General features: G+C 73.3%; 25 protein-coding genes. 17 read left to right on the plus strand and 8 right to left on the minus strand.

Annotation, left to right across the window (positions count from 1 at the left end; translation table 11 throughout):
* Positions 1 to 268: 268 nt before the first annotated feature.
* From DRV96_RS13995 to DRV96_RS14020, 6 genes are all read left to right on the plus strand, one after another.
* The gene (locus DRV96_RS13995) at positions 269 to 1,009 is read left to right on the plus strand and encodes an acetyltransferase domain-containing protein (protein WP_259371665.1); all 741 of its coding nucleotides are present in this window, start codon (positions 269 to 271) and stop codon (positions 1,007 to 1,009) included.
* A 104-nt stretch (positions 1,010 to 1,113) separates the two neighbouring features.
* The gene (locus DRV96_RS14000) at positions 1,114 to 1,425 is read left to right on the plus strand and encodes a hypothetical protein (protein WP_119292183.1); all 312 of its coding nucleotides are present in this window, start codon (positions 1,114 to 1,116) and stop codon (positions 1,423 to 1,425) included.
* Between the two features lie 254 nt (positions 1,426 to 1,679).
* Positions 1,680 to 2,411: a 23S rRNA (guanosine(2251)-2'-O)-methyltransferase RlmB gene (rlmB, locus tag DRV96_RS14005; RefSeq protein WP_119292185.1), complete on the plus strand. Its 732-nt coding sequence runs from the start codon at positions 1,680 to 1,682 to the stop codon at positions 2,409 to 2,411.
* 4 nt (positions 2,412 to 2,415) lie between these two features.
* The gene (locus DRV96_RS14010; RefSeq protein ID WP_119292187.1) at positions 2,416 to 3,192 is read left to right on the plus strand and encodes an SIR2 family NAD-dependent protein deacylase; all 777 of its coding nucleotides are present in this window, start codon (positions 2,416 to 2,418) and stop codon (positions 3,190 to 3,192) included.
* Between the two features lie 144 nt (positions 3,193 to 3,336).
* A complete protein-coding gene (upp, locus tag DRV96_RS14015; RefSeq protein ID WP_119292189.1) occupies positions 3,337 to 3,969 on the plus strand; it encodes a uracil phosphoribosyltransferase in 633 nt (210 codons plus the stop codon).
* A gap of 31 nt (positions 3,970 to 4,000) precedes the next feature.
* A complete protein-coding gene (locus DRV96_RS14020) occupies positions 4,001 to 5,179 on the plus strand; it encodes an MFS transporter (RefSeq protein WP_162911063.1) in 1,179 nt (392 codons plus the stop codon).
* Between the two features lie 34 nt (positions 5,180 to 5,213).
* Here DRV96_RS14020 and DRV96_RS14025 read toward each other — a convergent pair whose 3' ends face one another.
* From DRV96_RS14025 to DRV96_RS14045, 5 genes are all read right to left on the minus strand, one after another.
* Positions 5,214 to 8,888, minus strand: coding sequence for an ATP-binding protein (locus tag DRV96_RS14025; protein ID WP_119292193.1), 3,675 nt, complete (start codon positions 8,886 to 8,888; stop codon positions 5,214 to 5,216).
* 164 nt (positions 8,889 to 9,052) lie between these two features.
* Entirely contained in the window at positions 9,053 to 10,252 is a 1,200-nt protein-coding gene (locus DRV96_RS14030) for an MFS transporter (RefSeq protein ID WP_235823408.1), read from the minus strand.
* Entirely contained in the window at positions 10,249 to 11,256 is a 1,008-nt protein-coding gene (locus DRV96_RS14035; protein ID WP_119292195.1) for a D-2-hydroxyacid dehydrogenase family protein, read from the minus strand. The genes DRV96_RS14030 and DRV96_RS14035 overlap by 4 nt, the downstream gene beginning before the upstream one ends.
* A gap of 69 nt (positions 11,257 to 11,325) precedes the next feature.
* On the minus strand, positions 11,326 to 11,757 hold the full coding sequence (locus tag DRV96_RS14040; RefSeq protein ID WP_119292197.1) for a hypothetical protein: 432 nt from the start codon (positions 11,755 to 11,757) through the stop codon (positions 11,326 to 11,328).
* Between the two features lie 165 nt (positions 11,758 to 11,922).
* Complete coding sequence (locus DRV96_RS14045) at positions 11,923 to 12,750, minus strand: FRG domain-containing protein (RefSeq protein ID WP_119292199.1); 828 nt, start codon at positions 12,748 to 12,750, stop codon at positions 11,923 to 11,925.
* 70 nt (positions 12,751 to 12,820) lie between these two features.
* Here DRV96_RS14045 and DRV96_RS14050 point away from each other — a divergent pair, with 70 nt between their 5' ends.
* From DRV96_RS14050 to DRV96_RS14060, 3 genes are all read left to right on the plus strand, one after another.
* Positions 12,821 to 13,006: a hypothetical protein gene (locus DRV96_RS14050; RefSeq protein WP_119292201.1), complete on the plus strand. Its 186-nt coding sequence runs from the start codon at positions 12,821 to 12,823 to the stop codon at positions 13,004 to 13,006.
* A gap of 39 nt (positions 13,007 to 13,045) precedes the next feature.
* Complete coding sequence (locus tag DRV96_RS14055; RefSeq protein ID WP_210757054.1) at positions 13,046 to 13,423, plus strand: hypothetical protein; 378 nt, start codon at positions 13,046 to 13,048, stop codon at positions 13,421 to 13,423.
* 62 nt (positions 13,424 to 13,485) lie between these two features.
* Entirely contained in the window at positions 13,486 to 14,097 is a 612-nt protein-coding gene (locus DRV96_RS14060; protein ID WP_162910342.1) for a hypothetical protein, read from the plus strand.
* 87 nt (positions 14,098 to 14,184) lie between these two features.
* Here the strand turns inward: DRV96_RS14060 and DRV96_RS14065 are convergent, their stop codons facing one another.
* The 3 genes from DRV96_RS14065 to DRV96_RS14075 all read right to left on the minus strand — a co-directional run bounded on the left by DRV96_RS14065 (position 14,185) and on the right by DRV96_RS14075 (position 16,527).
* Positions 14,185 to 14,886, minus strand: a complete 702-nt coding sequence (locus DRV96_RS14065; protein ID WP_119292207.1) for a molybdate ABC transporter substrate-binding protein — start codon at positions 14,884 to 14,886, stop codon at positions 14,185 to 14,187.
* Between the two features lie 16 nt (positions 14,887 to 14,902).
* Positions 14,903 to 15,757, minus strand: a complete 855-nt coding sequence (locus DRV96_RS14070; RefSeq protein ID WP_119292209.1) for a tripartite tricarboxylate transporter substrate binding protein — start codon at positions 15,755 to 15,757, stop codon at positions 14,903 to 14,905.
* A 98-nt stretch (positions 15,758 to 15,855) separates the two neighbouring features.
* Positions 15,856 to 16,527, minus strand: a complete 672-nt coding sequence (locus tag DRV96_RS14075) for a FadR/GntR family transcriptional regulator (RefSeq protein ID WP_119292211.1) — start codon at positions 16,525 to 16,527, stop codon at positions 15,856 to 15,858.
* A gap of 92 nt (positions 16,528 to 16,619) precedes the next feature.
* Between DRV96_RS14075 and DRV96_RS14080 the strand changes: the two genes are divergently transcribed.
* The 8 genes from DRV96_RS14080 (at position 16,620) to DRV96_RS14115 (ending at position 24,876) form a co-directional block, all read left to right on the plus strand.
* Positions 16,620 to 17,501: a fumarylacetoacetate hydrolase family protein gene (locus DRV96_RS14080; protein WP_119292213.1), complete on the plus strand. Its 882-nt coding sequence runs from the start codon at positions 16,620 to 16,622 to the stop codon at positions 17,499 to 17,501.
* Between the two features lie 13 nt (positions 17,502 to 17,514).
* Entirely contained in the window at positions 17,515 to 18,492 is a 978-nt protein-coding gene (locus tag DRV96_RS14085; RefSeq protein WP_119292215.1) for a Bug family tripartite tricarboxylate transporter substrate binding protein, read from the plus strand.
* Positions 18,489 to 19,205 (plus strand): DUF1028 domain-containing protein, encoded by a 717-nt coding sequence (locus tag DRV96_RS14090; protein ID WP_119292217.1) that lies wholly within the window; start codon positions 18,489 to 18,491, stop codon positions 19,203 to 19,205. Before DRV96_RS14085 ends, DRV96_RS14090 begins: the two co-directional genes overlap by 4 nt.
* 13 nt (positions 19,206 to 19,218) lie before the next feature.
* Positions 19,219 to 20,223 (plus strand): oligopeptide/dipeptide ABC transporter ATP-binding protein, encoded by a 1,005-nt coding sequence (locus DRV96_RS14095; RefSeq protein WP_119292219.1) that lies wholly within the window; start codon positions 19,219 to 19,221, stop codon positions 20,221 to 20,223.
* The gene (locus DRV96_RS14100; RefSeq protein WP_119292221.1) at positions 20,220 to 21,287 is read left to right on the plus strand and encodes an ABC transporter ATP-binding protein; all 1,068 of its coding nucleotides are present in this window, start codon (positions 20,220 to 20,222) and stop codon (positions 21,285 to 21,287) included. Before DRV96_RS14095 ends, DRV96_RS14100 begins: the two co-directional genes overlap by 4 nt.
* A 34-nt stretch (positions 21,288 to 21,321) precedes the next feature.
* Entirely contained in the window at positions 21,322 to 22,830 is a 1,509-nt protein-coding gene (locus tag DRV96_RS14105) for an ABC transporter substrate-binding protein (RefSeq protein WP_119292223.1), read from the plus strand.
* Between the two features lie 201 nt (positions 22,831 to 23,031).
* The gene (locus DRV96_RS14110) at positions 23,032 to 23,973 is read left to right on the plus strand and encodes an ABC transporter permease (protein WP_119292226.1); all 942 of its coding nucleotides are present in this window, start codon (positions 23,032 to 23,034) and stop codon (positions 23,971 to 23,973) included.
* Between the two features lie 18 nt (positions 23,974 to 23,991).
* Positions 23,992 to 24,876 carry an ABC transporter permease gene (locus tag DRV96_RS14115; RefSeq protein WP_119292262.1) on the plus strand — a complete coding sequence of 295 codons (885 nt, stop codon included), beginning with the start codon at positions 23,992 to 23,994 and terminating at the stop codon, positions 24,874 to 24,876.
* Positions 24,877 to 24,909: the final 33 nt, after the last annotated feature.

Here is a 24,909-nt window from a genome sequence, read left to right on the forward strand (position 1 = left end):
CTGGCGCCACAGTTGCTGGGTCTGGGCCCAACTGCGTCTGCCGCAGCCGCAAGGACTGTATGAACCGCGAAAACCCCGGCAAAACCCTGCCTCGCGACCGCCCTGCGGGTGCTGGATGGGCGAAGGGTCGCGTGCGGCCGATGCCGGCGTCGACACCGCGCGCGATCAACGCCACTCGATCAGCGCTCAGCACCGATCGAATGATTCACAAGCTCTGAGCCGCCGCCCGCGCGTCGTGGCGGCCGCGGCGCGCGGTATCGTCGGCGCCGTGACCGCCCCCGCCGCCGCTGCCGTGCCCCGCGAACGCTTCGACCGCGTCGACGCGCTGCGTGGCGCCGCGATGCTGTGGATGGCGGCGTTCCACTTCGCGTTCGACCTCAACCACTTCGGCCTGCTCGAGCCGCGGCAGGACTTCTACCGCGACCCGCTGTGGACACTGCAGCGCACCGCGATCGTCAGCCTGTTCCTGTTCACCGCCGGGCTCGGGCAGGCGCTCGCGCTCGACGCCGGCCAGCCGGCCGCGCGCTTCTGGCGCCGCTGGGCGCAGGTCGCCGGCTGCGCGGTGCTCGTCTCGGCCGGTTCGGCGCTGATGTTTCCGGCCAGCTGGATCAGCTTCGGCGTGCTGCACGGCATCGCGCTGATGCTCGTCGTCGCGCGCTTCGCGGCGCCGCTGCGCGCCGGGCTGTGGCCGCTCGGCGCGGTGGCGATCGCGCTGCCGCACCTCGTGCAGCACCCGTTCTTCGACACGCGGTGGACGAACTGGGTCGGCCTCGTGACGCGCAAGCCGATCACCGAGGACTACGTGCCGCTGCTGCCGTGGCTCGGCGTGATGCTGTGGGGGCTCGCGGTGGGGCAGTGGCTGCTGGCAAACCGGCGCGGCGTGCTGGCGGCGGCCGTGCCCCGCTTCGCGCAGCCGCTGGCGGCGCTGGGCCGCTGGCCGCTCACCTTCTACATGCTGCACCAGCCGGTGCTGATCGGCGCGATCCTGGCCTGGCGTTACGTGTCGTGACGTCGGTCACGCCGGCCGTCACGGAAATGGGGGGTGAAAACCCCTCAAGTCCTGCTTCAGTGGGCCGATAGCTTCGTCAAGCCGTTTCCCCTCACGGTGCCGCCATGACCTTCTCGATCGCTCCACCCTCGCCCACCGGGCTCGCGCTGACGCCGGTCGCGCAGGCATCGAAGGCCGTCACCGCGGTCGCGCCGGTCGAACCGGCGGCGGCGGCGCGGCCCCTGTCCACCGACGAGCGGCCGACGCGGCCGGTGACGCCGCTGTCGATGTCGCTGCACCTGATGCGCGTGCCAGCGTCGCGCCTGGCCGACGTCTACGCCGAGATGCGGTCGCTCGCCAACGACGCACCCGGCACGCGCTTTGCACCCGCGCCGGCCGACGACGCGGCGGCGTTGCCGCTGCACCTGCGCGCGTAGAGGGACCACCCCCGCAGCGCCTTCGGCGCTGCCGCCTCGAGGGGGCGAGCCCGGAGTCGGAAGGTCCGGCGGACGTTTCGTGACTGGCGAGCGGCCGGGCCGCGAGGACCGGCGCGGCCGGCAAGCGCCGCCGGCGCACCGGCGCAGCCGGATCCGCGGCGGCCGCTCGGACACCCTCGGACGGCTCACCGAAGGCGGGTCCGATTTCGAGCCGCTGCGGCCGAACCTGCGGCGCGCGCGGCTACCATCGCCGCATGGCCGCCAAAGTGCTGTATGGATTCCACGCCGTCGGCGTGCGCCTGAAGACGGCGCCCGACAGCGTGATCGAGGTGCACGTCGACGCCACGCGGCGCGACGCGCGCATGCGCCAGTTCGTGCAGCGCGTGCGCGACGCCGGCATCGGCGTCGTCGACAGCGACGACGCGCAGCTCACGCGCCTCGTCGGCAACCCGCGCCACCAGGGCGTGGTCGCGCGCGTGAAGCCGCTGCCGCAGGTCCATTCGCTCGACGACCTGCTCGATGCGGTGCAGGGCCCGCCGCTCGTGCTCGCGCTCGACGGCGTGACCGATCCGCACAACCTCGGCGCGTGCCTGCGCGTGGCCGACGGCGCCGGCGTGCACGCGGTGATCGCGCCGAAGGACCACGCGGTGGGACTGAACGCGACGGTGGCCAAGGTCGCGAGCGGCGCCGCCGAGACGGTGCCGTACCTGATGGTGACCAACCTCGCGCGGTCGCTCACCGAGCTGAAGGAGCGCTCGATCCGCGTCGTCGGCCTTGCCGACGACGCCGCGCTGACGCTGTACGAGGCCGACCTGTCGGGGCCGCTCGCGCTCGTGCTCGGCGCCGAGGGGCCGGGCATGCGGCAGCTCACGCGCAAGACCTGCGACCTGCTCGTGCGCATCCCGATGAAGGGCGCGGTCGAGAGCCTGAACGTCTCGGTCGCGGCCGGCATCTGCCTGTACGAGGCGGTGCGCCAGCGCGGCTGACCAGATGGCCGGCGGCGTGCTCGACCCCGCCGCGCTCGCCGCCGTGCGCGCGCACCTCGACGCGGCGCGGCGCGTGTGCGTGCTGACCGGCGCCGGGATGAGCGCCGAAAGCGGCATCCCGACGTTTCGCGATGCGGCCACCGGGCTGTGGTCGAAGTTCGACCCGGCGCAGCTCGCGAGCGAGGAGGGCTTCCGCACCGACCCGCAGCGCGTGTGGGACTGGTACGCCGAGCGGCGCGCGGGCGTGCGCGCGGCGCAGCCCAACGCCGGCCATCTCGCGCTCGCCGCGTTCGGCCGGCGTCGCCCCGGCGTGCTCACGCTCGTGACGCAAAACGTCGACGACCTGCACCAGCGCGCCGGCTGGCCCGAGACGATCCGCCTGCACGGCGACATCCTCACCGACCGCTGGCTCGAGCCGTGCCCGCGCGGCCGGGCCTGCGACCCCGCCACCGCGGCGGCGGGCCGCCCGCCGCGCTGCAGCGCGTGCGGCAACCTAGTGCGCCCGGCGGTCGTCTGGTTCGGCGAGGCGCTGCCCGAGCGCGCGCTCGACGCGGCCGAGCGCGCCGCGCGCGCGTGCGACGTGATGCTCGTCGTCGGCACGTCGGGCGCGGTGTGGCCGGCCGCGGGGCTCGCGCACGTCGCGCGCCGCGCCGGCGCGCAGGTGGCCATCGTCAACCCCGACGCGAGCGAGATCGACGACCAGGCGCACTGGGTGCTGCGCGGCACGGCCGCCGGCGTGCTGCCGCGGCTGCTCGATACACTTCAGCGACCCACCCCGTAGCACCTGGGGCGCTGCCCCTCGAGGCGGCGACGCCGGCGGACCGGCGAAGCCGGATCCGCGGCGTCCGCTGGACGCCGCAGCCGCTCACCCGTCGTCGGCGCCTTGGTGCCGACGCCGTACCCACCACGCTCTTGCGCATCCGCCATGCCCGTCATCACCGTCCGGCACCCCCTCGTCCAGCATAAAATCGGCCTGCTGCGCGAGGCCGACGTCAGCACGAAGAAGTTCCGCGAGATCACCGGCGAGCTCGCCGCGCTGCTCGCGTACGAGGCCACGGCCGACTTCCCGCTCGAGCCGCGGCGCATCCAGTGCTGGAGCGGCGAGATCGAGGTGCAGCAGATCGCCGGGCGCAAGGTCACCGTGGTGCCGATCCTGCGTGCGGGGCTGGGCATGCTCGACGGCGTGCTGCAGATGGTGCCCAACGCGAAGATCAGCGTCGTGGGGCTGAGCCGCAACCACGACACGCTGCAGCCCGAGCACTACTTCGAGAAGTTCGTCGGCCACCTCGACGAGCGCACCGCGCTGATCGTCGACCCGATGCTGGCCACCGCCGGCTCGATGATCGCCACCGTCGACCTGCTCAAGGCGCGCGGCTGCCGCGACGTGCGCGCGCTCGTGCTCGTGGCCGCGCCCGAGGGCATCGCCGCGCTCGAGCGCGCGCACCCCGACGTGCGCTGCTGGACCGCGGCGGTGGACAGCCACCTCGACGCCAACGGCTACATCATCCCCGGCCTCGGCGACGCGGGCGACAAGATCTTCGGCACCAAGGACGCCTGAGCGCGACGAGCGCACCCGGCCCGTGCACCCGTTGCCCGCGCCCCCGGCGGCGAGCGCCGACCTCGCGCCTGCGCTGCGCCGGCGCGGCCTGTTCGCGCTGTTCGGCTCGACGTTCTTCGAGCTGACAGGCTTCTTCATGTTCGCGCCGCTGCTGCTGTTCACGCTGAAGGCGCGCGGGCTCGACACCGCGACGACCGGCCTGTTCAGTGCCGCGCTGTGGCTGGGCATCGGCGCGGCGACGCCGTTCGCGGCGCGCTGGGTGCGCTGGCTCGGGCGGCGGCACGCGCTGATCGCCAGCGTCGCGGTGCCGCTGGCGACGCTGCTGGGCATCACGCTGAGCACGTCGCTCGCGCTGTGGGCGGCGCTGTACTTCGTCGCCGGCATCGCGGCGGCGCTGCGCTGGATCGTCGCCGAGGCGACGGTGGCCGAACTCGCGCCGCCGCACCGGCGCGGGCGCGTCGTCGCGCTGTTCGAGACGATGGTGGGTCTCACCTTCGTGCTCGGCCCGGCGCTGCTGGCTGCCGTGGGCACCGACGGCGACGCGGCCGAGCGCTCGCGCTGGACGGCGATCGCGCTGGTGGCCGTCGGCTTCGCGTGGAGCCTGGCGTTACCGCCGCTGGCACCGACTGCGCACGACGGCGCGACGCGGCTGGGCCTGCACGGCGTCGTCGATGCGCTGCGTGCGGCGCCGGCGGTGATGGTCGCCGGACTGGCCGGCGGCTTCTTCGAAAGCGGGCTGGCCGGTGTGCTGCCGCTGTACGGCCTCGCGATGGGCTTCACGGCCGCGGCGGCGGCGCTGCTGGTGTCGGCCAGCGGGCTCGGCGGCACGCTGATGATGCTGCCGCTCGGCGAGGCGAGCGACCGCCTGCCGCGCCGCGCGGTGGCCATCGGCTGCGCGGCGGCGACGCTCGCCGCGACGCTCGCGCTGCCGTGGGTCGGCGCGTGGCCGTGGCTGGCCGGGGCGGTGGCCTTCGTCTGCGGCGGTGCGGGCGGGGGCCTGTACACGCTCGCGATGATCGAGATCGGCCACCGCCACCAGGGCACCGCGCTCGTCAACGCGACCGCGGTGCTCGTGCTGTCGTACACGGTGGGCGCGATGCTGTCGCCGGCGCTCGGCGCGGCGGCGCTGCAGTGGGCGCCGGGTTGGGGCTTTCCGGCGCTGCTGGCTGCCGTCGCGGCCGCCGCGCTGGTCGCGATGCTGCGGCGCTGAGAGGGGGCGCCGGCGACGCGCCGCGCGGCCCCGTTCAGGCGGTGGCCGCGCGCCGCGCCTCGAGCTGCGCCTCGACGACGTCGAGCAACTGCCGCAGGTCGAGCGGCTTGGCCAGGTATTCGACGAAGCCGGCGGCGCGCCCGCGCGCGACGTCGGCCGGCATCGCGTTGGCGCTGACCGCCACCGCCGGCGCGTCGCAGCCCATCGTGCGCAGGCGCCGCAGCAGCTCGTAGCCGTCGCAGCCGGGCAGCTGGATGTCGAGCAGCAGCAGGTCGGGCGGCGCGCTCGCGGCGGCCTCGAGCGCGGCGTCGGCGTCGCCGGCGATCGCGAGGTCGACGTCGCCGCGCGGCGCCAGTGCGTCGGCCAGCAGGCGCTGGTTCGCCGGGTGGTCTTCGACGTACAGCACGCGTCGCGGCCGTCCGCGCGGCGCCGCCAGCGGCGGCGGCGAGGCGGCGGACGCGGCGGCGGCTGCCGGGTCGGCGCCGGCCTCGGCACGGGCGCCTGGCAGCCAGAACCAGAACGTGCTGCCGCGTCCGGGCTCGCTGCGCACCCCGATGCGCCCACCCATCAGCTCGACGAGCCGCTTGCACACGCTCAGGCCGATGCCGGTGCCGGCGACGCGCGAGCGCGCGGCGTCGAGCCGCTCGAACGGCTGGAACAGGCGCCCGATCTGGTCCTCGGTCAGCCCCGCGCCGGTGTCGGTGACGCGCACTTCCCAGCCGCCGGCGTCGCCCCCTGCCGCCGCTGGCGCGGGCGTGCACTGGGCGTCGACGGTCACCTCGCCGCCGCGCCGGTTGTACTTGACGGCGTTGGTCAGCAGGTTCAGCAGCACCTGGCGCAACCGCGCGCGGTCGGCGTGCACGACCGCGGCCGGGTCGACGGCCACGTGCACCGCGACGTCGCCCTGCTGCGCGATCGGGCGCAGCATCTGCGCGCACTCGGCGGCCAGCGCGCCGAGCGCGACCGGCTCGGGTGCGAGCCTGACCTTGCCCGCCTCGACGCGCGCGAGGTCGAGGATCTCGTCGATCAGCTCGAGCAGCTGGCGCCCGGCGCGCAGCACCTCGCGCACGTGCGCCGCCTGATCGCTGCGCAGCGGCGACATCTCGAGCAGCTGCGAGAAACCGAGCACCGCGTTGAGCGGCGTGCGCAGCTCGTGGCTCATCTGCGACAGGAAATCGCTCTTCGCGGCGTTCGCGCGCTCGGCTTCACGTCGCGCCTGCTCGGCCTCGGCGGTGCGCTCGGCCACGCGTGCCTCCAGCGTCGCGTTCAGCGCGTTGAGCGCCGCCTGCGCCTGGGCGCGCTCGCGCTCGACCTGCAGCGAGCCGAACATGTTGACGCACGCCGTCATCAGCGGCTGCAGCGCCGGCAGCATCGAGGCGTCGTAGCCGCCGGCGCGGTTGGCCAGCGCGATCAGGCCGCGCACCTCGTCGCCTTCGGTCAGCGGCACGCCCATGAAGTTGCGGATCGGCGGGTGTCCCGGCGGCGTGCCCGCCGCGCGCGCGTCGCGCGCGACGTCGTTGGCGACGACGAACGCGCGCTCGGTGACGACGCGCCCGAACAGGTTGTCGAGGTTGCCGAACACCATGTCGCTCGGCGCGTGCTGCTCGAGCAGACGTCGCGTCTCGACCATCGGGGCGGCGGCGTCGAGGCCGTGCGCCTTGACCGTGAGCCGCCCGTCGGGCGTGCGCAGCACCTCGCCGATGAAACCGTATTCACTCTCGGTGAGCGAGAGTGTGGCGGCGAGCAGCCCGCCGAAGATCTCGCCCTCGGGGGCGCGAGCGATGAAGCGCGCCTGCGCCTCGTTGATCGCGGCGAGCAGCCGCTCGGTGCGCTTGCGCTCGGTGACGTCCATCGTCGTGCCGATCATGCGCTCGGCGCGGCCGTCGGCCGCGAACACGACCTGCCCGCGCTCGTCGACGATGCGCTCGCCGGCCGGCGTGCGCACGCGGTGCTCGACCGCGTAGCGGCCGTCGCTGCCCGGCGTCATCGCGCGCTGCATCGCGGCGGCGACGCGCTCGCGGTCGTCGGGGTGGACGGCGGCCATGAAGGCCTCGACGCCGGGCTCGACGGCACCGGGCTCGTGCCCGAGCAGGCGGAATTCCTCGGCCGACCACGACGCGCGGCCGCTGGCCAGGTCGAGGTCCCAGCTGCCCACGCGCGCGATCTGCTGCGCCTCGGCGAGCTGCGCCTCCTTGCGGCGCAGTTCGTCTTCGGTGCGCCGGCGCCGCTCGTTGCTCAGCGCCAGCGACAGTTGGTCGGCGACCTGGCAGGCGAACGCGATGTCGTCGGCCGGCCAGCGGTGAGGCCCGTCGAAGCGCTCGAAGCACAGGATGCCGGCCGGTGCGTCGCCGCGCCACAGACCGACGTCGAGCAGCGCGCGGATGCCCAGCGGGCGCAGATACCGGTCGGCGTAGGCGGCGGTGCGCGGGTCGGCGAGCGCGTCTTCGGCGGCCAGGACCTTCGAGCGGCGCAGCCACTCGAATTCGGCGGCGACGGCGTCGGCGTCGAGCGTCGCGCCGTGCTCGTGCCCGCCGGTGCGCGAGGTGTACAGGTCGCGGCACACGAGCGTGCGCGCGGCCGCGTCGAACAGCCACACGCCGGCGCGCGGCGTGCCGAGCGCGGCCGACGCGCGCTCGGTGACGAAGGCGGCGACGGCCTCGACGTCGCCGTCGGCGACCGCCGGCAGCGTGGCGAGCTCGGCGATCAGCGCCTGGCGCGCGTGACTGCGCTCGAGCTGGGCCTGCGTTTGCGCCTGCCGGCCGGCTTCGCGCCGCACGAGCACCGCCGCGACCGCGCCGAGCAGCAGCAGCAACGCCCAGACGGTCGCGTTGATCGCGCGATGGCGCGCGCGCTGCGCATCGAGCGGCGCGAGGATCGCGTCTTCCGACAGGCCGACGACGAGCGTCAGGCCGCGGCCCCCGAGCCGCTGCCAGGCGAACAGGCGCGGCACGTCGTCGACGCGGCTCGCCGCGCGGTACGTGCCCTGCGCCGCGGCGCCGGGGGCGAGGAACGGCCGGTCGGCCGGCATCACGGTGCCCACCGCACTGGCGTGATTCGGGGTGCGCGCGAGCAGGCGGCCATGGCCGTCGACGAGCGCGACGATCTCGCCCGGCGCCAGCTGCAAGGCGGCGAGCTCGCGCGCGAGCCCCTCGGTGTCGACCGACAGGTTGACGGTGCCGGCGAACCGCCCGTCGCGCCTCAGCGGCCGGTTGACGATGAACGTCCAGCCGTCGACGAGCCGCGCGCGCATCGGCGCGCCGATGCGCAGCCGGTCGTCGCTGGCGCGCTGCTGCTCACGGAAGTGCTCGCGGTCGCCGACGTCCACGCCGAGCGCGCCGTCGACCGTCGCGTAGACGACGCGTCCGTTTGCATCGACCACCGACAGGTACGCCGCCAGCCCGCGCGGCAGCGCGTCGACGACGCTGCGTGCGACGGCGTCGACCGCCGCGGCTGCATCGGCCGCGCCGCCCGCGGCGAGCCAGGCGTCGCGCACGCGCTGCAGCCCGACGTCCATGCCGCCGACGAGCGCGTCGATGCGCCCGGCCATCGCGCTGCCCACCTGCAGGCCGCGCTTGGCGGCGTCGTCCAGCGCCCGCGTGCGCAGCTCGTCGTCGGCACGCTCGGACTGCACCCACAGCGCGCCGCCGCCGCCGACGGCGAGCATGGCGATCACCGTGATCGCTGCGAGGTGGCGCCAGCGCAGCGTCATCGCCAGGCCCCTGCGCGCGAGCGTCGGCGACGCGGCAGCGCGTGCCGGGGACGGGGGCTGGCGGGCCGTCGTGTCATCGCGGGGCAGCGCAGGCAGTGTGCAGCGGAGCCCGAGTGTAGGGGGTAGGGCGCTCGGGTCGCCCGGGCGCTGCCGTCATACGCTGGTCATCGCGGCGCGCTCGCCACGCGCTGGCGCTGCGCCCACGCGCTGAGGGTGATCGCCGCGGCCAGCCACGCCAGTCCGATCCACGGCAACGTGGCGTAGGCGGCGGCCGCCGTCGCGCCGGCGGCCTCACGCGCGGCCACCGCCGCGCCACCGCCGGCCGCGCCGATCGCCTGGCCGGCATAGATCGCCGACGTGTTCAGCGCGAGCAGCGCCGGCGCGAGCGCGGGCGCCGCGATGCCCAGCCGCGCCTGCTGTGCCGAGTTCGACGCGAAGCAGCCCAGCGCCCACGGCACCAGGACCACCGCCATCGCGACGACGCCGCCGGCCAGCGGCCACGCCGCCATCGACACGGCGATGCACGCGAGCAGCCACAACACCGCGCGTGCGGCGCCGATGCGGTCGACGTGGTGCGCGAGCAGCACGTTGCCCAGCAGGCCGAAGGCGCCGAACCAGAAGAACAGCAGGCTCACTTCGGTCGGGCTCGCGCCGAGCACCTGCCGGTAGTACGGCGCGAAGTACGAGAACAGCGTGAACTGACCGGCACCCGACAGCGCGGTGACGAGCACGATCGCCATCAGCACCGGGTGCGTGACGACGGCGCGCCAGTCGCCCAGGTTCAGCGCCGGCGGCCTCACGCCCGCGGGCATCGCGCGCCACACACACCACGCGCCGCCGGCAGCCAGCGCCGCGACGAGCGCGAACGCCCAGCGCCAGCCGAAAGTCTCGCCGATCCACGCGTGCACCGGCATGCCGACCACCGAGGCGACCGACCAGCCGAGGAAGACGAACGTGATCGCGCGCCCGCGCTCGGCCGGCGGCGTCATCGCGCCGATCGCCGCGGCCGCCTGCGGCGTGAACACCGCGGCCGCGAGCACGGTGGCCGCGCGCAGCGGCAGCAACGCCGTGTAGGTCGGCGCGACGGCGGCCAGCGCGTGGCCGAGCGCGTACCACGCGAGCGAGGCCACGAGCAGCACGCGGCGGTCCCAGCCACCGACGAGGGCGGCCATCAGCGGCGCGCCCACCGCCATCACGACGGCGGCCGCGGCGATCAGCTGCCCGCCGAGCGCGACGCTGACGCCCAGCGAGCGCACGAGGTCGTTGAGCGATCCGGGCACGACCATCACGCCGCAGCCGATCGCGAAGTTGCCCGCCAGCAGCGCCCAGCGCGCGGCCGACGGCGACGGCGGCGCGGCGCTCACCGCATCACCTTCAGCGCATCCGGGTTGACGATGTTCGTCGGGCGGTTCTCGATGAAGGCGACGACGTTGTCGAACGCGGCGCCGAAGTACTTCTCGTAGCTGTCGAGCTCGACGTAGCCGATGTGCGGCGTGCACACCGCGTTCTCGAGGCGCAGTAGCGGGTGACCCTGCAGGATCGGTTCGCTCTCGAACACGTCGATGGCGGCCATGCCGGGGCGTCCCTTGTTGAGCGCCGAGACGAGTGCGCCGTCCTCGACGAGTTCGGCGCGCGACGTGTTGACGAACAGCGCGGTGGGCTTCATGCGCGCGAGGTCGTCGAGCGTGACGAGGCCGCGCGTGGCGTCGACCAGCCGCAGGTGCAGCGTGAGTACGTCGCTGCTCTCGAAGAAGGCCTCGCGGCTCGCGGCGGCGGCGAAGCCGTCGGCGCGCGCGGCCGCGCGCGAGGCCTCGCTGCCCCACACCTGCACCTGCATGCCGAACGCGCGGCCGTAGCCGGCCACCAGCCGGCCGATCTTGCCGTAGCCCCAGATGCCCAGCGTGCGGCCCTTGAGCACCATGCCGATGCCGAAGTTCGGCGGCATCGACGCCGCCTTCAGCCCCGACTGCTGCCACGCGCCGTGCTTGAGGTTGCCGATGTACTGCGGCAGCCGGCGCATCGCGGCCAGGATCAGCGCCCACGTCAGCTCGGCCGGTGCGGTCGGGTCGCCGACGCCCTCGGCCACCGCGATGCCCAGCCGCGTGCACGCCTCGACGTCGATGTGCGGCCCCACGCGCCCGGTCTGCGAGATCAGCCGCAGCCGCGGCAGCTTCTCGAGCAGCTGGCGCGGGAAGTGGGTGCGCTCGCGGATCAGCACCAGCACCTCGGCGTCGCGCAGCCGCACCGACAGCTGCCCGATGCCCTTGACCGTGTTGGTGTAGACCTTGGCGTGGTACGGCTCGAGCTTGGCGGCGCACTTGAGCTTGCGCACCGCGTCCTGGTAGTCGTCGAGGATGATGATGTTCATGGCCGGCGACGATTGTCGCCCCAGCGTCGCACGGGCGCCGGGACGACGCGGGGGCGGCGGCCGCCGCCGTCAGGCGTCGAGCGGCGCGAAGCCCGAGCGCGGCGCGCGCGTCGGGAAGTGGCGGTTCAGCCGCGCCAGGCGCTGCTCGGCCTCGCACTGGCTGTGGCGCAGCGCGATCACGTGGTACAGCGCCGGGCGCAGGTGCCACAGGTCGCGCAGCGAGCGCGCGGTGTTGATGCGCATCAGCACGTCGCCGGGCACGACGCTGACGGCGTCGTCGACGCAGTCGGCGATCGCGTCGGCGAACTCGGCGCGCACCGCCGCGAGGCGGGCGTCCGGTCGCGTCACCGCGGCGTCGTGGCCGCCACGCAGCCACGCGCCGGCGCGGGTCCACCACGCCGGCTGCGCGGCCGGCGGGCAGACCTCGATGCGGCTGAACAGGCGACTCGTCGCCGCGGGTGGTGCGGCGGGCACGAGTCGCTGGAGCAGGCTGGAAAACATGGCAGCGTTATCGGCACGCGGGGCTGCGGCTGAAGTGCGGCGGAAGGCGGCTGGCAGCGATCATCCCGGCGCGCGGGGCGCAGCGATCGCGTGAACAGCGCGGCGCGCGGGCGGCAATTCGTCACGCGGCGCCGGTGTGCGCCCACCGCCGGCACGCGGCCCTGCTCAGCGCTGCGGCGCGGCCGGCGCATCGAGCGCGCCCTGGCGCGCGCGGTACTCGTCGATCAGCCGCTCCCAGACGACCTCGAGCTCGTACGCGGTGGCGCGGGCGAGCCCCTCGAGGTCGGGAAACAGCGACGCGTTGGTCACGTTCATGCGGTACAGCGCGCTCATGGCCTGCGCGCGCATCGCGAACGGCAGCACGATCTTGACGATCAGCTCGTCGGTGCGGCCGTAGTGCTGCAGGATGCGCTCGAGCGGCTCGTCGAGCACGCCGGGCACGACGAACAGGCCCGACTGCGCGACGAGGCGGCGGTCCATTTCGGAGGGTTCGCCGCACCACAGCACCGGCCAGCGGTTGCCGAGGAAGTAGCGCGCGTAGTTGCCGGCCATGCGCGGGTCGATGCGCTCGCGCGTGAGTGTCGGGTCGAACGCCGGCGTCGCGGTCCACAGCACCGGCGTGTTCAGCGCGTAGACGGCGGCGTCGCCGGTGGCGTCCTCGAGCGCGAAGAAGGCGGCCACGTACGGCGACTTCGTGAAGTCGAGCAGCCGCGTCGGCGCGCCGTGGTGCTGCATCAGCGCGAGGCAGCGCAGGTCGTCGTCGAGTGCGCTGCGGTCGGCGAGGTGGATGTGCGCCTTGCGGCGGAAGATGCGCAGCGCGCGCTCCTCGCGCAGCGGCCACAGCGACTTGTCGTCGCAGTACGTCTGCAGCCGCCGCGTCAGCGAGCTGACCAGCGGCCACTGCGCCGAGGTCTCGCCGCGGAACGCCCAGCCGGCCTGCGCCGACGTCAGGTCGACGAAATCGGCCCAGCGCTCCAGCCGGATCACCTTCATGCCTTCTCCTCCGCGGACCACCTGCCGCCCCGCATTGCGGTCGAGGTTAACCGCGTCGTGTGGCTGCGGCTTGACGCGCACCGCTGGCGATCAGGCTGCGGCGCTGCGCCGGCACACCGGGCGCACGCGCCGGCGGTTTGACGTCGCGCTGCAGCGGCGGGCGTGCAAGGCACTCACCCTCGTCGCGCCGCTCGCGCCCGCGCCGCATGTGGGCCTTTTGATGCCGGTCAAGATGGCCGCGGACGCACCGCACTAGCGTTGCGGCGTCGTCTCATTGAGTCGGGAGGTACACGTCATGCATCGCAGCAGATCACTCGTTCTCGCCGTCCTCGTGGCCACGGCCGCCACGGGGGTGCTCGCCCAGCCGCCCGGCAAGGGGCCCGGTCCGCAGGCCGGGCCTGCGGCCGCCGCGAGCGGTCCGGCGGCTTCGGCACCGGCGCCCGGTGCCGGGCCGCGCGCCCGCTGGGGCAGCGATTACACGCCCGGCTGGTCGATGATGACGGCGCAGGAGCGCAACGAGCACCGCGCGCGTTTGCGCTCGATGCAAAGCTACGACGAGTGCGTCGCCTACATGGCGCAGCATCGCGAGCAGATGGCCGCGCGCGCCAAGGAGCAGGGCCGCCGGGCGCTGGGCACGCCGCCGCGTGATCCCTGCGCGCCGCTGAAGCGTTGAGTCCGCGGCGCCGCGCCACGGGCGCGCGCCGAGATGCCGATCGTGTGCACAGGAGAGCGTTCATGAAAGTCCGCAAATTCGGTCGAGTCGGCCTGACCACGGCGTTGGTCATGGCCGTCACCGCCGCAGTGGCCGCCGGCGGGGGCGGGGGTGGCGGCGGTGGCGGGGGCGGGGGTGGCGGCGCCGTGGGCGCGCCGCCGCTGCAGGCGCAGCCCCCGTCTCAGGCGCCGGCGAAGACGCAAACACAGACGCAGACACGCACGGCCGAGCAGGCCCGCTTGCAGGCGCAGGAACAGGCCCTCGCGCAGACGCGCAACCAGATCCGCACGCAGGAGCAGGCGATGACGCAAACGCGCGAACAGCTGCGCGCGCTGGAGCAGGCCATCGCACGCACGCAGGAGCAGATCCGCACGCAGGAGCGCCTGTTGACGCAGACGCGCGAGCAGCAGCGCGCGAGCGAACAGGCGGCGCAGCCGCTGCGCGATCGGCTGCGGCAGCAGGAGCAGGAACAGCAGCGCACGCTCGAGCAGTTGCGCGAGCAGGAGCGCACGCAGGCCCAGATCCGCGACCAGCTGCGCAGCCTCGAGGAGCTGCAGACGCGCACGCGTGACCAGCTGCGCACACAGGAACGCACGCAGACGCAGACGCGCGACGAGTTGCGCACGTCGCAGTGATCGTCGCGCGGCGGCACGCCGCGCCCCGTGCTCGGACAACGACCGGCCGTGCCGGCGGGCCCTGGCGCCGCCGCGTGGCCGCCGGCCTCAGGTCTCGAAGCCGCCGGCCGCGCGCAGCGCGCGAGCGTCGTCGCCGGCCAGCAGGTCGAGCAAGCGTGCCGCCAGCGCGGGCTGCGCCGCGCGCGTTGCGACGGCGCCGCTGTAGACGGTGGCCAGCTCGAAACGCGCCGGCAGCGCGCCGACGAGGTCGACGCCGTCGGCGTAGAGGATCTCGGTGACCTGCGTGCAGCCGATCGTCCGCGGGGCGTCGCTGGCGGCGAGTTGGCGCATTGCGGTGGCCCCGTTCGGGAAGGTGCGAAAGCGCGGCGTGAGGTCGTCGTGCACGCCGAGTTCGCGCATCACGTGTGCGAAATGGATGCCGGCGGTCGCGCGCTGCGGGTCGGGAAAGTAGATCGCGTCGGCCGCGCGCAGCGCGTCGCGCGGCGATTCGGGCGTCGACACGTCGGGGTGCGGCTCGCCGCGGCGCACCGCGATGCCGGTGCGCACGCGCCCGAGCGCGCGGCGCGTGTCGGCGCGCAGTGCATCGGCGGCGGCGAGCTCGCCGACCATCGCGTCAGTGACGATCATCAGGTCACACGGCTCGCCGGCGAGCAGCGCCTCCTTCATCGCGCCGACGGCACCGAAGCGCCCGGTCACTGTCGCTCCGGTGGCCTCGGCGAACGCCGGCTGCAGGGCCTTGACCAGCCCCTGCGCCGCCCCGGCGCAAAGCAGATGCAGCGTCGTCGTCATCGCGGCGCCTGCCCGCTCAATCGACCTTGATGTGGGCCGCGCGGATCAGATTGGCCCACTTCGCGATGTCGTCGTTGAGGTATCTGGTGAACTCGTCGACGCTCATCGTCATCGCCGACGTGCCCTGCGCGGCCCACGCGCGGCGCACGTCGGCGTTGGCGGTGATCTTGCCGATCTCGGCGTTGAGCCGGTTGACGACGGCCGCCGGCGTGCCGCGCGGGGCCATCACGCCGAGCCAGATCGTCGCCTCGTAGCCGGGCACACCGGCCTCGGCGAGCGTCGGCGTGTCGGGCAGGATCGGCGAGCGCGCGCGCCCGCTGACCGCCAGCGCCTTGACCTTGCCCGACTTGATGTGCTCGGTCATCGTCGGGATCGCGTCGAACATCATGTCGACCTGGCCGCCGAGCACGTCGGTGCGCGCGCCGCTGCTGCCCTTGTACGGGACGTGCACGATCTGGATGCCGGCCATGTGCTTGAACAGCTCGCCGGCGAAGTGGTAAGGCGTGCCCGGCCCCGACGACGCGTAGGTCATGCCGTCGGGCTTGTCCTTCGCGGCCTTGATCAGCTCGGGCAGCGTGTTCGACATCACGAGCAGCGTGTAGCCGTCGGGCGCGCTTTTGGCCACCGCGTCGGTGCCGATCACGGCGCCGCCGCCCGGCCGGTTCTCGACGACGAAGCTCTGCCCGAGCGCCTCCTGCAGCCGCTGCGCGAGGAAGCGGCCGAATACGTCGGCCGAGCCGCCCGGCGCGAACGGCACGATCAGCTTGACGGGTCGCGCCGGCCACTCTTGCGCGATGGCGGGCAGTGCGGCGGCCAGCGCCGCAGCACACAGGCCGAGCGTGGCCAGGCGGCGGGTCAGGGTCGGGTGCATGGCGTCTCCGGCTTATTGGGCTGAATTGGTCCGATCTGGACCCATCCGTCGTCCAATCTAGCGTTCGCTGCGGAGCCGGTCAATCGGGCGCGACGCGGTCAGTAGCCGAGCATGCTGGTGCGCACGTGCACCAGATGCTCGCGGCACAGCGCGCGCGCGCGCTCGGCGTCGCGCTCGCGCAGCGCGGCCACCAGCGCGCGGTGCTCGCGCTGGTACTCGGCGCGGCGCTCGGGTGTGGCGCTGCGGCGCTTGAGCACGCCCCATTCGCCCTGCGCGCGCACCTCGTTCATCAGGCGGAACACGCTCGAGATGAAGCGGTTGTGCGCGGCGTCGGCGATGGCCTCGTGCAGCGCGGCGTCCCAGCGCTCGAACTCCTCGAGCGTGGTCGCCGCCTCGGCCCGGTCGTTGCACTCCTCCATGCGCGCGAAGTCGGCCGGCGTCGCGTTGCCGATCACCATGTCGATCAGCGCCGGTTCGAGCACCAGGCGCGCGGCCATCAGCTCGGCCGGGCTGGTCGCCTCGCCGGCCTGGCGGCGCTGCAGTTCGGCGAGCACCTGATCGGCCCGCGGCGCGACGTAGGTGCCGCTGCCCACCGTCTGCGTGATCAGGCGCTGGCGCTTGAGGTCCTGCAGCGCGCGGCGCACCGTCGAGCGGCTCAGCCCGAACTGCTCGCCCAGCGAACGCTCGGTCGGCAGCCGCTGCCCGGGGCGCCAGGTGCGGTTGATCAGCTTGTCGAGCAGGGCCTCGCGCAAGGCGGCGGCAGCGTCCATCGGGCGGCGGGAAGGGCGGCGTGATGGCTGCGAATGGTAGCATTTGGTCGTACCCGCGGGCGAAGCGTTCGCCCGCCACGAAGGAGACCGCCTTGCGCATCGCGACCTACATCCACGGCGGCCAGCGCCGCGTCGGCGAGGTGTCGCCCGACGGCCTGAGCGTGCGCGCCTTCGCGCTCGACGACGCGTCGCGCGGCGCGCTGCCGCTCGTCGAGCGCGCCGCCGCCGGCGAGCCGCTGCCGGCCGCCACCGGCGAGCGCATGCCGCTCGACGACGTGCGCCTCGAGGCGCCGCTGCCGCGCCCGCGGCGCAACCTGTGGTGCGTCGGCCGCAACTACCACGCGCACGCGAAGGAGCTGCGCGACACCGTGTTCAAGGCCAGCCCGAGCGCGGTCGACCAGTGGCCGATCGTGTTCACGAAGGTGCCCGAGTGCGTCGTCGGGCCCGGGGACACGGTGCGCCTGCCGGGCGCGGCGATCTCGTCGCAGATCGACTACGAGGCCGAGCTCGCCGTCGTCATCGGCCGCGGCGGCAAGAACATCTCGCGTGCCGATGCGCTCGCGCACGTGTTCGGCTGGACCATCGTCAACGACGTCACCGCGCGCGACGTGCAGATGCGCCACCAGCAGTGGGACCTGGGCAAGAGCTTCGACACGTTCTGCCCGATGGGTCCGTGGATCGTCACCGCCGACGAGCTCGACGGCACCGACACGCGGGTGCGCTGCTGGGTCACGCCCGCCGGCGGCCAGCCCGAGCTGCGCCAGGACGCGCGCACCACCGACCTGATTTTCGACATTCCCACGTTGATCGAGACCATCTCGCGCGGCATCACGCTGCTGCCGGGCGACGTCATCGCCACCGGCACGCCCGCCGGCGTGGGCATGGGCATGAACCCGCCACGCTGGCTGGCCCGCGGCGACGTCGTGCGCATCGAAATCGACGGCATCGGCACGCTCGAGAACCGCTTCGAATGAGGAGACCCGCCGCATGAAGACGCTGCTTCGCACCCTGATCCCGCTCGCGGCCGGAGTGCTGTGCGCCGCCCAACTGGCTCTCGCGCAGGGCGAGTGGCCGACCAAGCCGATCACGATGATCGTGCCGTTCCCGCCCGGCGGCGTGGCCGACACCGTCGCGCGCCCGGTGGCCGAGGCGCTGTCGCGCGAGCTCGGCCAGCAGGTGATCGTCGAGAACCGCGCCGGCGCGGGCGGAGCCACCGGCATCGGCGCGGCCGGCCGCGCAGCGCCCGACGGCTACACGATCCTGATGAGCCTGTCGTCGATCTCGATCCTGCCCGAGGCCGACGCGATCCTCGGCCGCAAGCCGCAGTTCACGCTCGAACAGTTCAGGCCGATCGCGCGCTTCACCGCCGATCCGACGGTGCTCGTCGTGCGTGCCGACGCGCCGTGGAAGACGCTCGCCGAGTTCGTCGCCGACCTGAAGAAGAACCCCAGTCGCTACAACTACGGCAGCTCGGGCAACTACGGCACGATGCACGTGCCGATGGAGATGCTCAAGGCCAGCGCCGGCTTCAGCATGGTCCACATCCCGTACACCGGCGCCGGCCCCGCGGTGCAGGCGCTGCTCGGCGGGCAGGTCGATGCGCTGTCGACCGGGCCGGCCAGCGTGGTCGCGCACATCAGGGCCGGCAAGCTGCGCGCACTCGCGCACTGGGGCGACAAGCCGCTGGCGTCGATGCCCGAGGTGCCTTCGCTGAAGTCGGCCGGCTATCCGGTGCAGTTCGCGCAGTGGTCGGCGCTGTTCGTGCCGGCGGCCACGCCCGAGCCGATCGTGCAGAAACTGCGCGCCGCCGCGCGCAAGGCCGCCGCCGATCCGTCGGTCGTGCAGATGGTAGCCCGCGCCGGCAGCCCGATCGAATACCTCGACGCGCCCGAGTTCCAGGCCTACTGGGACGCCGACGCGAAGGTGATGACCGAGGCCGTGCGGCGCATCGGGAAGGTCGAATGACCTGGTCGATCCTCGCGCGCGATGCCGACGGCCGCTTCGGCGTGGCGATCGCGAGCCGGTTCTTCGCGGTCGGTGCGCTGTGCGTGCACACGCAGCGCGGCGTCGGTGCGGTGGCCACGCAGGCGTTGATGAACCCGCTGTACGGGCCGGCAGGACTGATGCTGCTCGCACAGGGGCACGCGCCGGCGGCTGTGGTCGCCGCGCTGACGGCCACCGACGCCGGACGCGCTCAGCGGCAGCTGCACGTGCTCGGTGCGCACGGACCCGGGGCAGCGCACACCGGCAGTGCCTGCATCGATTGGTGCGGCCACGCGGTGCACGACGGCTTCAGCGTCGCCGGCAACATGCTCGCCGGGCCACGCGTGATCGAGGCCACTGCCGAGGCCTTCGTCGCCAGCGCCGGCCGTCCGCTGGCCGAGAGGCTGCTCGCCGCGATGGCCGCCGGCGAGGCCGCCGGCGGCGACAAGCGTGGCAAGCAGTCGGCGGCGCTGCGCATCCACGCCGACGAGGACCACCCGCAACTCGACCTGCGCGTCGACGACCACGCCGAGCCGGTCCAGGAATTGCATCGGCTCTACGACGTGAGCCTGCAACGCTTCCAACCTTTCACCGCGTGCCTGCCCGGCCGCCACGACCCCGTCGGAGTGCTCGACCGCCGACTGATCGAGGCGCACATCGAGCGCTTCCACGCGTCGCGGGCGGCCTCCGCCTGAACCGGAGCCCGAGTTGGCGCTGCTCGAGGTCCGCGACCTGCGCACCACCTTCGCTACCGACGACGGCGAGTTCGCCGCCGTCGACGGCGTGAGCTTCGACGTCGAGGCCGGTCGCACGCTGGCCGTCGTCGGCGAGTCGGGCTGCGGCAAGAGCGTGACTTCGCTGTCGATCATGGGGCTCGTCGCGCCGCCGGGTTGCATCGCCGGCGGCTCGATCCGCTTCGAGGGGCGCGAGCTCGTCGGCCTGCCGGCGCGAGAGCTGCAGGACCTGCGCGGCAACGGCATCGCGATGATCTTCCAGGAGCCGATGAGCTCGCTGAACCCGGCGTTCACGATCGGTGCGCAGATCGTCGAGGTGCTGCAGCGCCACCGCCGGATGGGTCGCGCCGAGGCGCAGGCACGCGCGCTGCAAATGCTCGAGCGCGTGCGCATCCCCGCAGCGGCGCAACGGCTGCACGAACACCCGCACAAGCTCTCGGGCGGCATGCGCCAGCGCGCGATGATCGCGATGGCGCTCGCGTGCGAGCCGAGGCTGCTGATCGCCGACGAGCCGACGACGGCCCTCGACGTGACGATCCAGGCGCAGATCCTCGAGCTGATGGCCACACTGCAGCGCGACAGCGGCACCGCGGTGATCCTGATCACGCACGACCTCGGCGTCGTCGCCGAAGTCGCCGACGACGTCGTCGTGATGTATGCCGGGCGCATCGTCGAGCGCGCGCCGGTGCAGGCCCTGTTCGACGCGCCGCAGCACCCGTACACGGTCGGGCTGCTCGGCGCGATCCCGCGGCTCGACGTGATGCAGCATCGGCTCGCGTCGATCGAGGGTCAGGTGCCCGACCCGCTGCGCCGTCCGCCGGGCTGCCGCTTCGCCGAGCGCTGCCCGTTCGCCGATGCGCAGTGCCACGCAGCCGAGCCGCCGCTGCGCGACGTCGCGCCGGACCACGCGTCGGCGTGCTGGAAGGCGCCGCTCGACCCCGACGCGCTGGGCCTGCGTGCGCTGGAGATCCCGGCATGACGGCGTTGCTGCGCGTCGAAGGGCTGAAGAAACACTTCCCGGTGCGCCGCGGGCTGTTCGGGCGCGTGCAGGCGCACGTGCGCGCGGTCGACGGCGTCGACTTCACGCTCGACGCCGGCCAGACGCTGGGCGTCGTCGGCGAGTCCGGCTGCGGCAAGTCGACGCTCGGGCGCCTCGTGCTGCGGCTGGTCGAACCCAGCGGGGGGCGCATCGTGTTCGACGGGCGCGAGCTCGACGCTCTCGACGCCACGGCGCTGCGCGCGCAGCGCCGCGCCATGCAGATCGTGTTCCAGGACCCGTTCTCGTCGCTGAACCCGCGCATGACGGTTGGCCAGATCCTGGCCGAGCCGCTGCGCCTGCACGGCCTGCACCGCGGCCGCGAGGCCGAACGCGTGGCCGAGCTGCTGCACACGGTGGGGCTGCGCGCCGACCACGCGGCACGGTATCCGCACGAGTTCTCGGGCGGCCAGCGCCAGCGCGTGGGCATCGCGCGCGCGCTGGCCGTCGAGCCCAAACTGATCGTCTGCGACGAGGCCGTGTCGGCGCTCGACGTGTCGGTGCAGGCGCAGGTCGTCAACCTGCTGCAGGACCTGCAGCGCCGCTTCGGCCTGGCCTACGTCTTCATCGCGCACGACCTCGCGGTCGTCAAGCACATCGCGCACCGCGTTGCGGTGATGTACCTTGGGCGCATCGTCGAGCTGGCCGACACCGCTGCGCTGTTCGCCGCGCCGCGCCACCCGTACACGCAGGCGCTGCTGGCGGCGATCCCGCGCCCGCAGCCGGCCGGCCGCGGCGCCGACGCGGTGCACGCGCACCGCGTGCTGCAGGGCGACGTGCCCAGCCCCGCAGCGCCACCGAGCGGCTGTCGCTTCCACACGCGCTGCCCGCATGCGCGGCCGCACTGCGCCGAGGCCGACCCTGCGCTGCAGTTCGACGCCGGCCACGGCGTCGCGTGCCACTTCTGGCGCGAGATTCCCGCCGCACCGGCCGCTGCGGCGGCCGCGCCGATCAACCCCCGCCTCGCGCGTCTGCAGGCGGCCTTCGCCGCCCCCGCCGCCGCGTGAATCCCCGTCGTTCCTTCACCCCGGAGACCTGCCGATGAAACCGCTCGCCCGATCCCTGCTGCCGGCGCTCGCGCTGCTGCTGGCCGCCGCCGCCCACGCGCAGACGCTGCGCATCGGGCTGGCCGAAGACCCTGACGCGCTCGACCCGACGACGGCGCGCACCTTCGTCGGGCGCATCGTGTTCGCCGCGCTGTGCGACAAGCTCGTCGACGTCGACGAGAAGCTCAACATCGTGCCGCAGCTGGCCACCAGTTGGGAGTGGTCGCCCGACCAGAAGGCGCTGACGATGAAGCTGCGCAACGACGTCGTGTTCCACGACGGCGAGAAGTTCGACGCCGCGGCGGTCAAGTTCAACATCGAGCGCCACAAGACGCTGCAGGGCAGCAACCGCAGCGGCGAGCTGCGCCCGGTGGCGAGCGTCGACGTCATCGACCCGACGACGGTGCGCTTCAACCTGAGTGCGCCGTTTGCGCCACTGCTCGCGGCGCTGGCCGACCGTGCCGGCATGATGGTGTCACCGAAGGCCGCGCAGGCCGCCGGCGCCAACTTCGCCGCGCGGCCGGTGTGCTCCGGCCCTTACCGTTTCGTCGAGCGCGTTGCGCAGGATCGCATCGTGTTCGAGCGCTTCCCGCAGTACTGGGACAAGGGCGCGATCCACTTCGAGCGCATCACCTACACGCCGATCCCCGATGCCACGGTGCGACTGGCGAATCTGAAGTCGGGCCAGCTCGACTTCATCGAGCGAGTCGCATCATCCGACGTCGCCGCTTTGCGCAACGACGCGCGCTTCAAGGTCACGCGCATCACCGAGATCGGCTACCAGGGCATCACGATCAACGTCGGCAAGAGCGAGCGGGCGCAGCAGAATCCGCTGGGCCGCGACGTGCGTGTGCGCGAGGCGTTCGAGCTCAGCCTCGACCGCGACGGCATCGTGCAAGTCGTGATGGACGGCGAGGCGACGCCGGGCAACCAGTGGGTCGCGCCCAACAACCCCTACTACGTCAAGAGCCTGCCGGTGCCCAAGCGCGACGTCGCGCGCGCGAAGCAGCTGCTGCAGCAGGTCGGCGTGCCGAACCCGTCGTTCACGCTGATGACACCGACCACCAGCGACGCGCAGAAGATCGCGCAGGTCGTGCAGGCGATGGCCAAGGAGGCCGGCTTCGACGTCAAGATCCAGTCGACCGAGTTCGCGACCTCGCTGAACCTGGCCGACAAGGGCGACTTCGAGGCCTACGTGCTCGCGTGGAGCGGCCGCGCCGACCCCGACGGCAACATCTACAGCTTCGTCGGCTGCAAGCAGCCGCTGAACTATGCCGGCATCTGCCACCCGGAGATCGACGAGCAGCTCAACGCCGCGCGCACGGCCGGCACGATAGCCTCGCGCCAGCGCGCTTACGAGCAGGTCGCGCAGCGCGTGCTCAAGGAGCGCCCGATCGTGTACCTGTACCACCGCAACTGGCTGTACGCCTACAACGCCAAGTTGAGCGGCGTGCGCAGCATCCCCGACGGGCTGCTGCGGGTGCAAGGGCTGAAGATGAACTGAGGAACGTGGTCCCCACCGAAGCGCCTGCGCCGCCTCTACCCAAGGGGCCCTGCCAGCGGCCCGGCAACGCGCCCGCGCGTCGGCGAAAGCTCACATCGCACCAGCGATGTGATGCCGAAGCCAAAGCCGCATCCGCGGCGACCGCTGGACGTCGGCGGCGCAGGCGTCTTGAGGGCAGTACCGCCATGGCTGTGCGCTGACATGCTTGAGTTCCTGATCCGCAGACTGGCCACCGTCATCCCGACGCTGGTCTTCGTCTCGATACTGATCTTCGGCCTGCAGCAGCTCCTGCCGGGCGACCCGGCGATGATCCTCGCCGGCGAGGACCAGAGCCCCGAGCTGATCGCGCAGCTGCGCGAGCAGCTGCACCTCGACGAGCCGCTGCCGGTGCGTTACGCGTACTGGGTCGGCGGCGTGCTGCAAGGCGACCTCGGCGAGTCGGTGCGCACGAAGGAGCCGGTGCTGCAGCTGATCGCGCAGAAGCTGCCGGTGACGATCCAGCTCGCCGTGATGGCGATGCTGGTCGCGCTGGTGATCGGCATCCCGGCCGGCGTGATCGCGGCAGTCAAGCGCGACACCGCGTGGGACCACGGCGCCACGGTGTTCGCGCTGGGGGGGCTGTCGGTGCCCAACTTCTGGCTCGGCATCATGCTAATCATGCTTTTCTCGGTGCAACTCGGCTGGCTGCCGGCGTCGGGCTACGTCAGCCCCCTCGAGGACCTGCGCACGAACCTGGCATCGATAGTGATGCCGGCATTCGTGCTCGGCACGGGCATCGCTGCGGTGCTGATGCGCCACACGCGCAGCGCGATGCTGCAGGTAATGTCGGCCGACTACGTGCGCACCGCGCGGGCCAAGGGCCTGTCGGAGCGCGTCGTCGTGCTGCGCCATGCGCTGCGCAACGCGCTGACGCCGGTCATCACGCTCGGCGTGCTGGAGCTCGGCACACTGCTGTCCGGTGCCGTGCTGACCGAGCAGGTGTTCACGATCCCGGGCTTCGGCAAGCTGATCGTCGACGCCGTGTTCAACCGCGACTACGCTGTCGTGCAGGGTGTCGTGCTCGTGACCGCGACGGCTTACATCGTGCTGAACCTACTCGCCGACCTGGCGTACTTCGCGGTCAACCCGCGAATGCGCAGTTGAAGCCTCGAGGTCGCGTTGATGGCTGCCGTCCTGCCTTCGAATCCCACTGCGGCGCCGCGCGCACCCGCGGGGCCGTGGCGCCGCGCCGGCCGGCGCCTGCTGCGCCGCAAGGCGGCGATGCTCGGGCTGGCAGTGGTGCTGTTCTTCGTCGCGCTCGCGTTGTTCGCGCCGTGGATCGCACCCCACGACCCGGTGGCCACCAGCTGGGGCGCGATCCGCAAGCCGCCGTCGGCCACCCACTGGTTCGGCACCGACGAACTCGGGCGCGACGTGCTGTCGCGCGTCGTCTGGGGCACGCAGGCGTCGCTGCTGGCCGGCGTCGTTTCGGTGGGCATCTCGCTGCTGCTGGGCGTGCCGATCGGACTCGTGGCCGGCTTCTTCGGCGGCTGGATCGACGCGGTGATCTCGCGCATCACCGACGCGTTCCTGGCCTGTCCGTTCCTGATTCTCGCGATCGCGCTGGCCGCTTTCCTCGGCCCCAGCCTGACCAATGCGATGATCGCGATCGGCGTGTCGGCCACGCCGGTGTTCGTGCGTCTCACGCGCGGGCAGGTGCTCGCCGTCAAAGTCGAGGACTACGTCGAGGCCGCGCGCGCGGTCGGCAACCCGCCGTGGCGCATCGCGCTGAAGCACGTGCTGCCCAACGTGACGGCGCCCCTGATCGTGCAGTCGACGCTGGCGATCGCCAGCGCCGTGATCGCCGAGGCGAGCCTGTCGTTCCTCGGGCTGGGCCAGCAGCCGCCGGCACCGAGCTGGGGCAGCATGCTCAACACGGCGAAGAACTACATGGACCAGGCGCCGTGGATGGCGCTGTGGCCGGGACTGGCGATCTTCGTGCTCGTGCTGTCGTTCAACCTGCTCGGCGACGGGCTGCGCGACGCGTTCGACCCGCGCCAGCGCTGAGCGCGGCGCCCACGCGCCGGCGCACAGTCGGTG

The sequence above is a fragment of the Azohydromonas sediminis genome (assembly GCF_003574675.1).
Classification (GTDB): domain Bacteria; phylum Pseudomonadota; class Gammaproteobacteria; order Burkholderiales; family Burkholderiaceae_C; genus Calidifontimicrobium; species Calidifontimicrobium sediminis.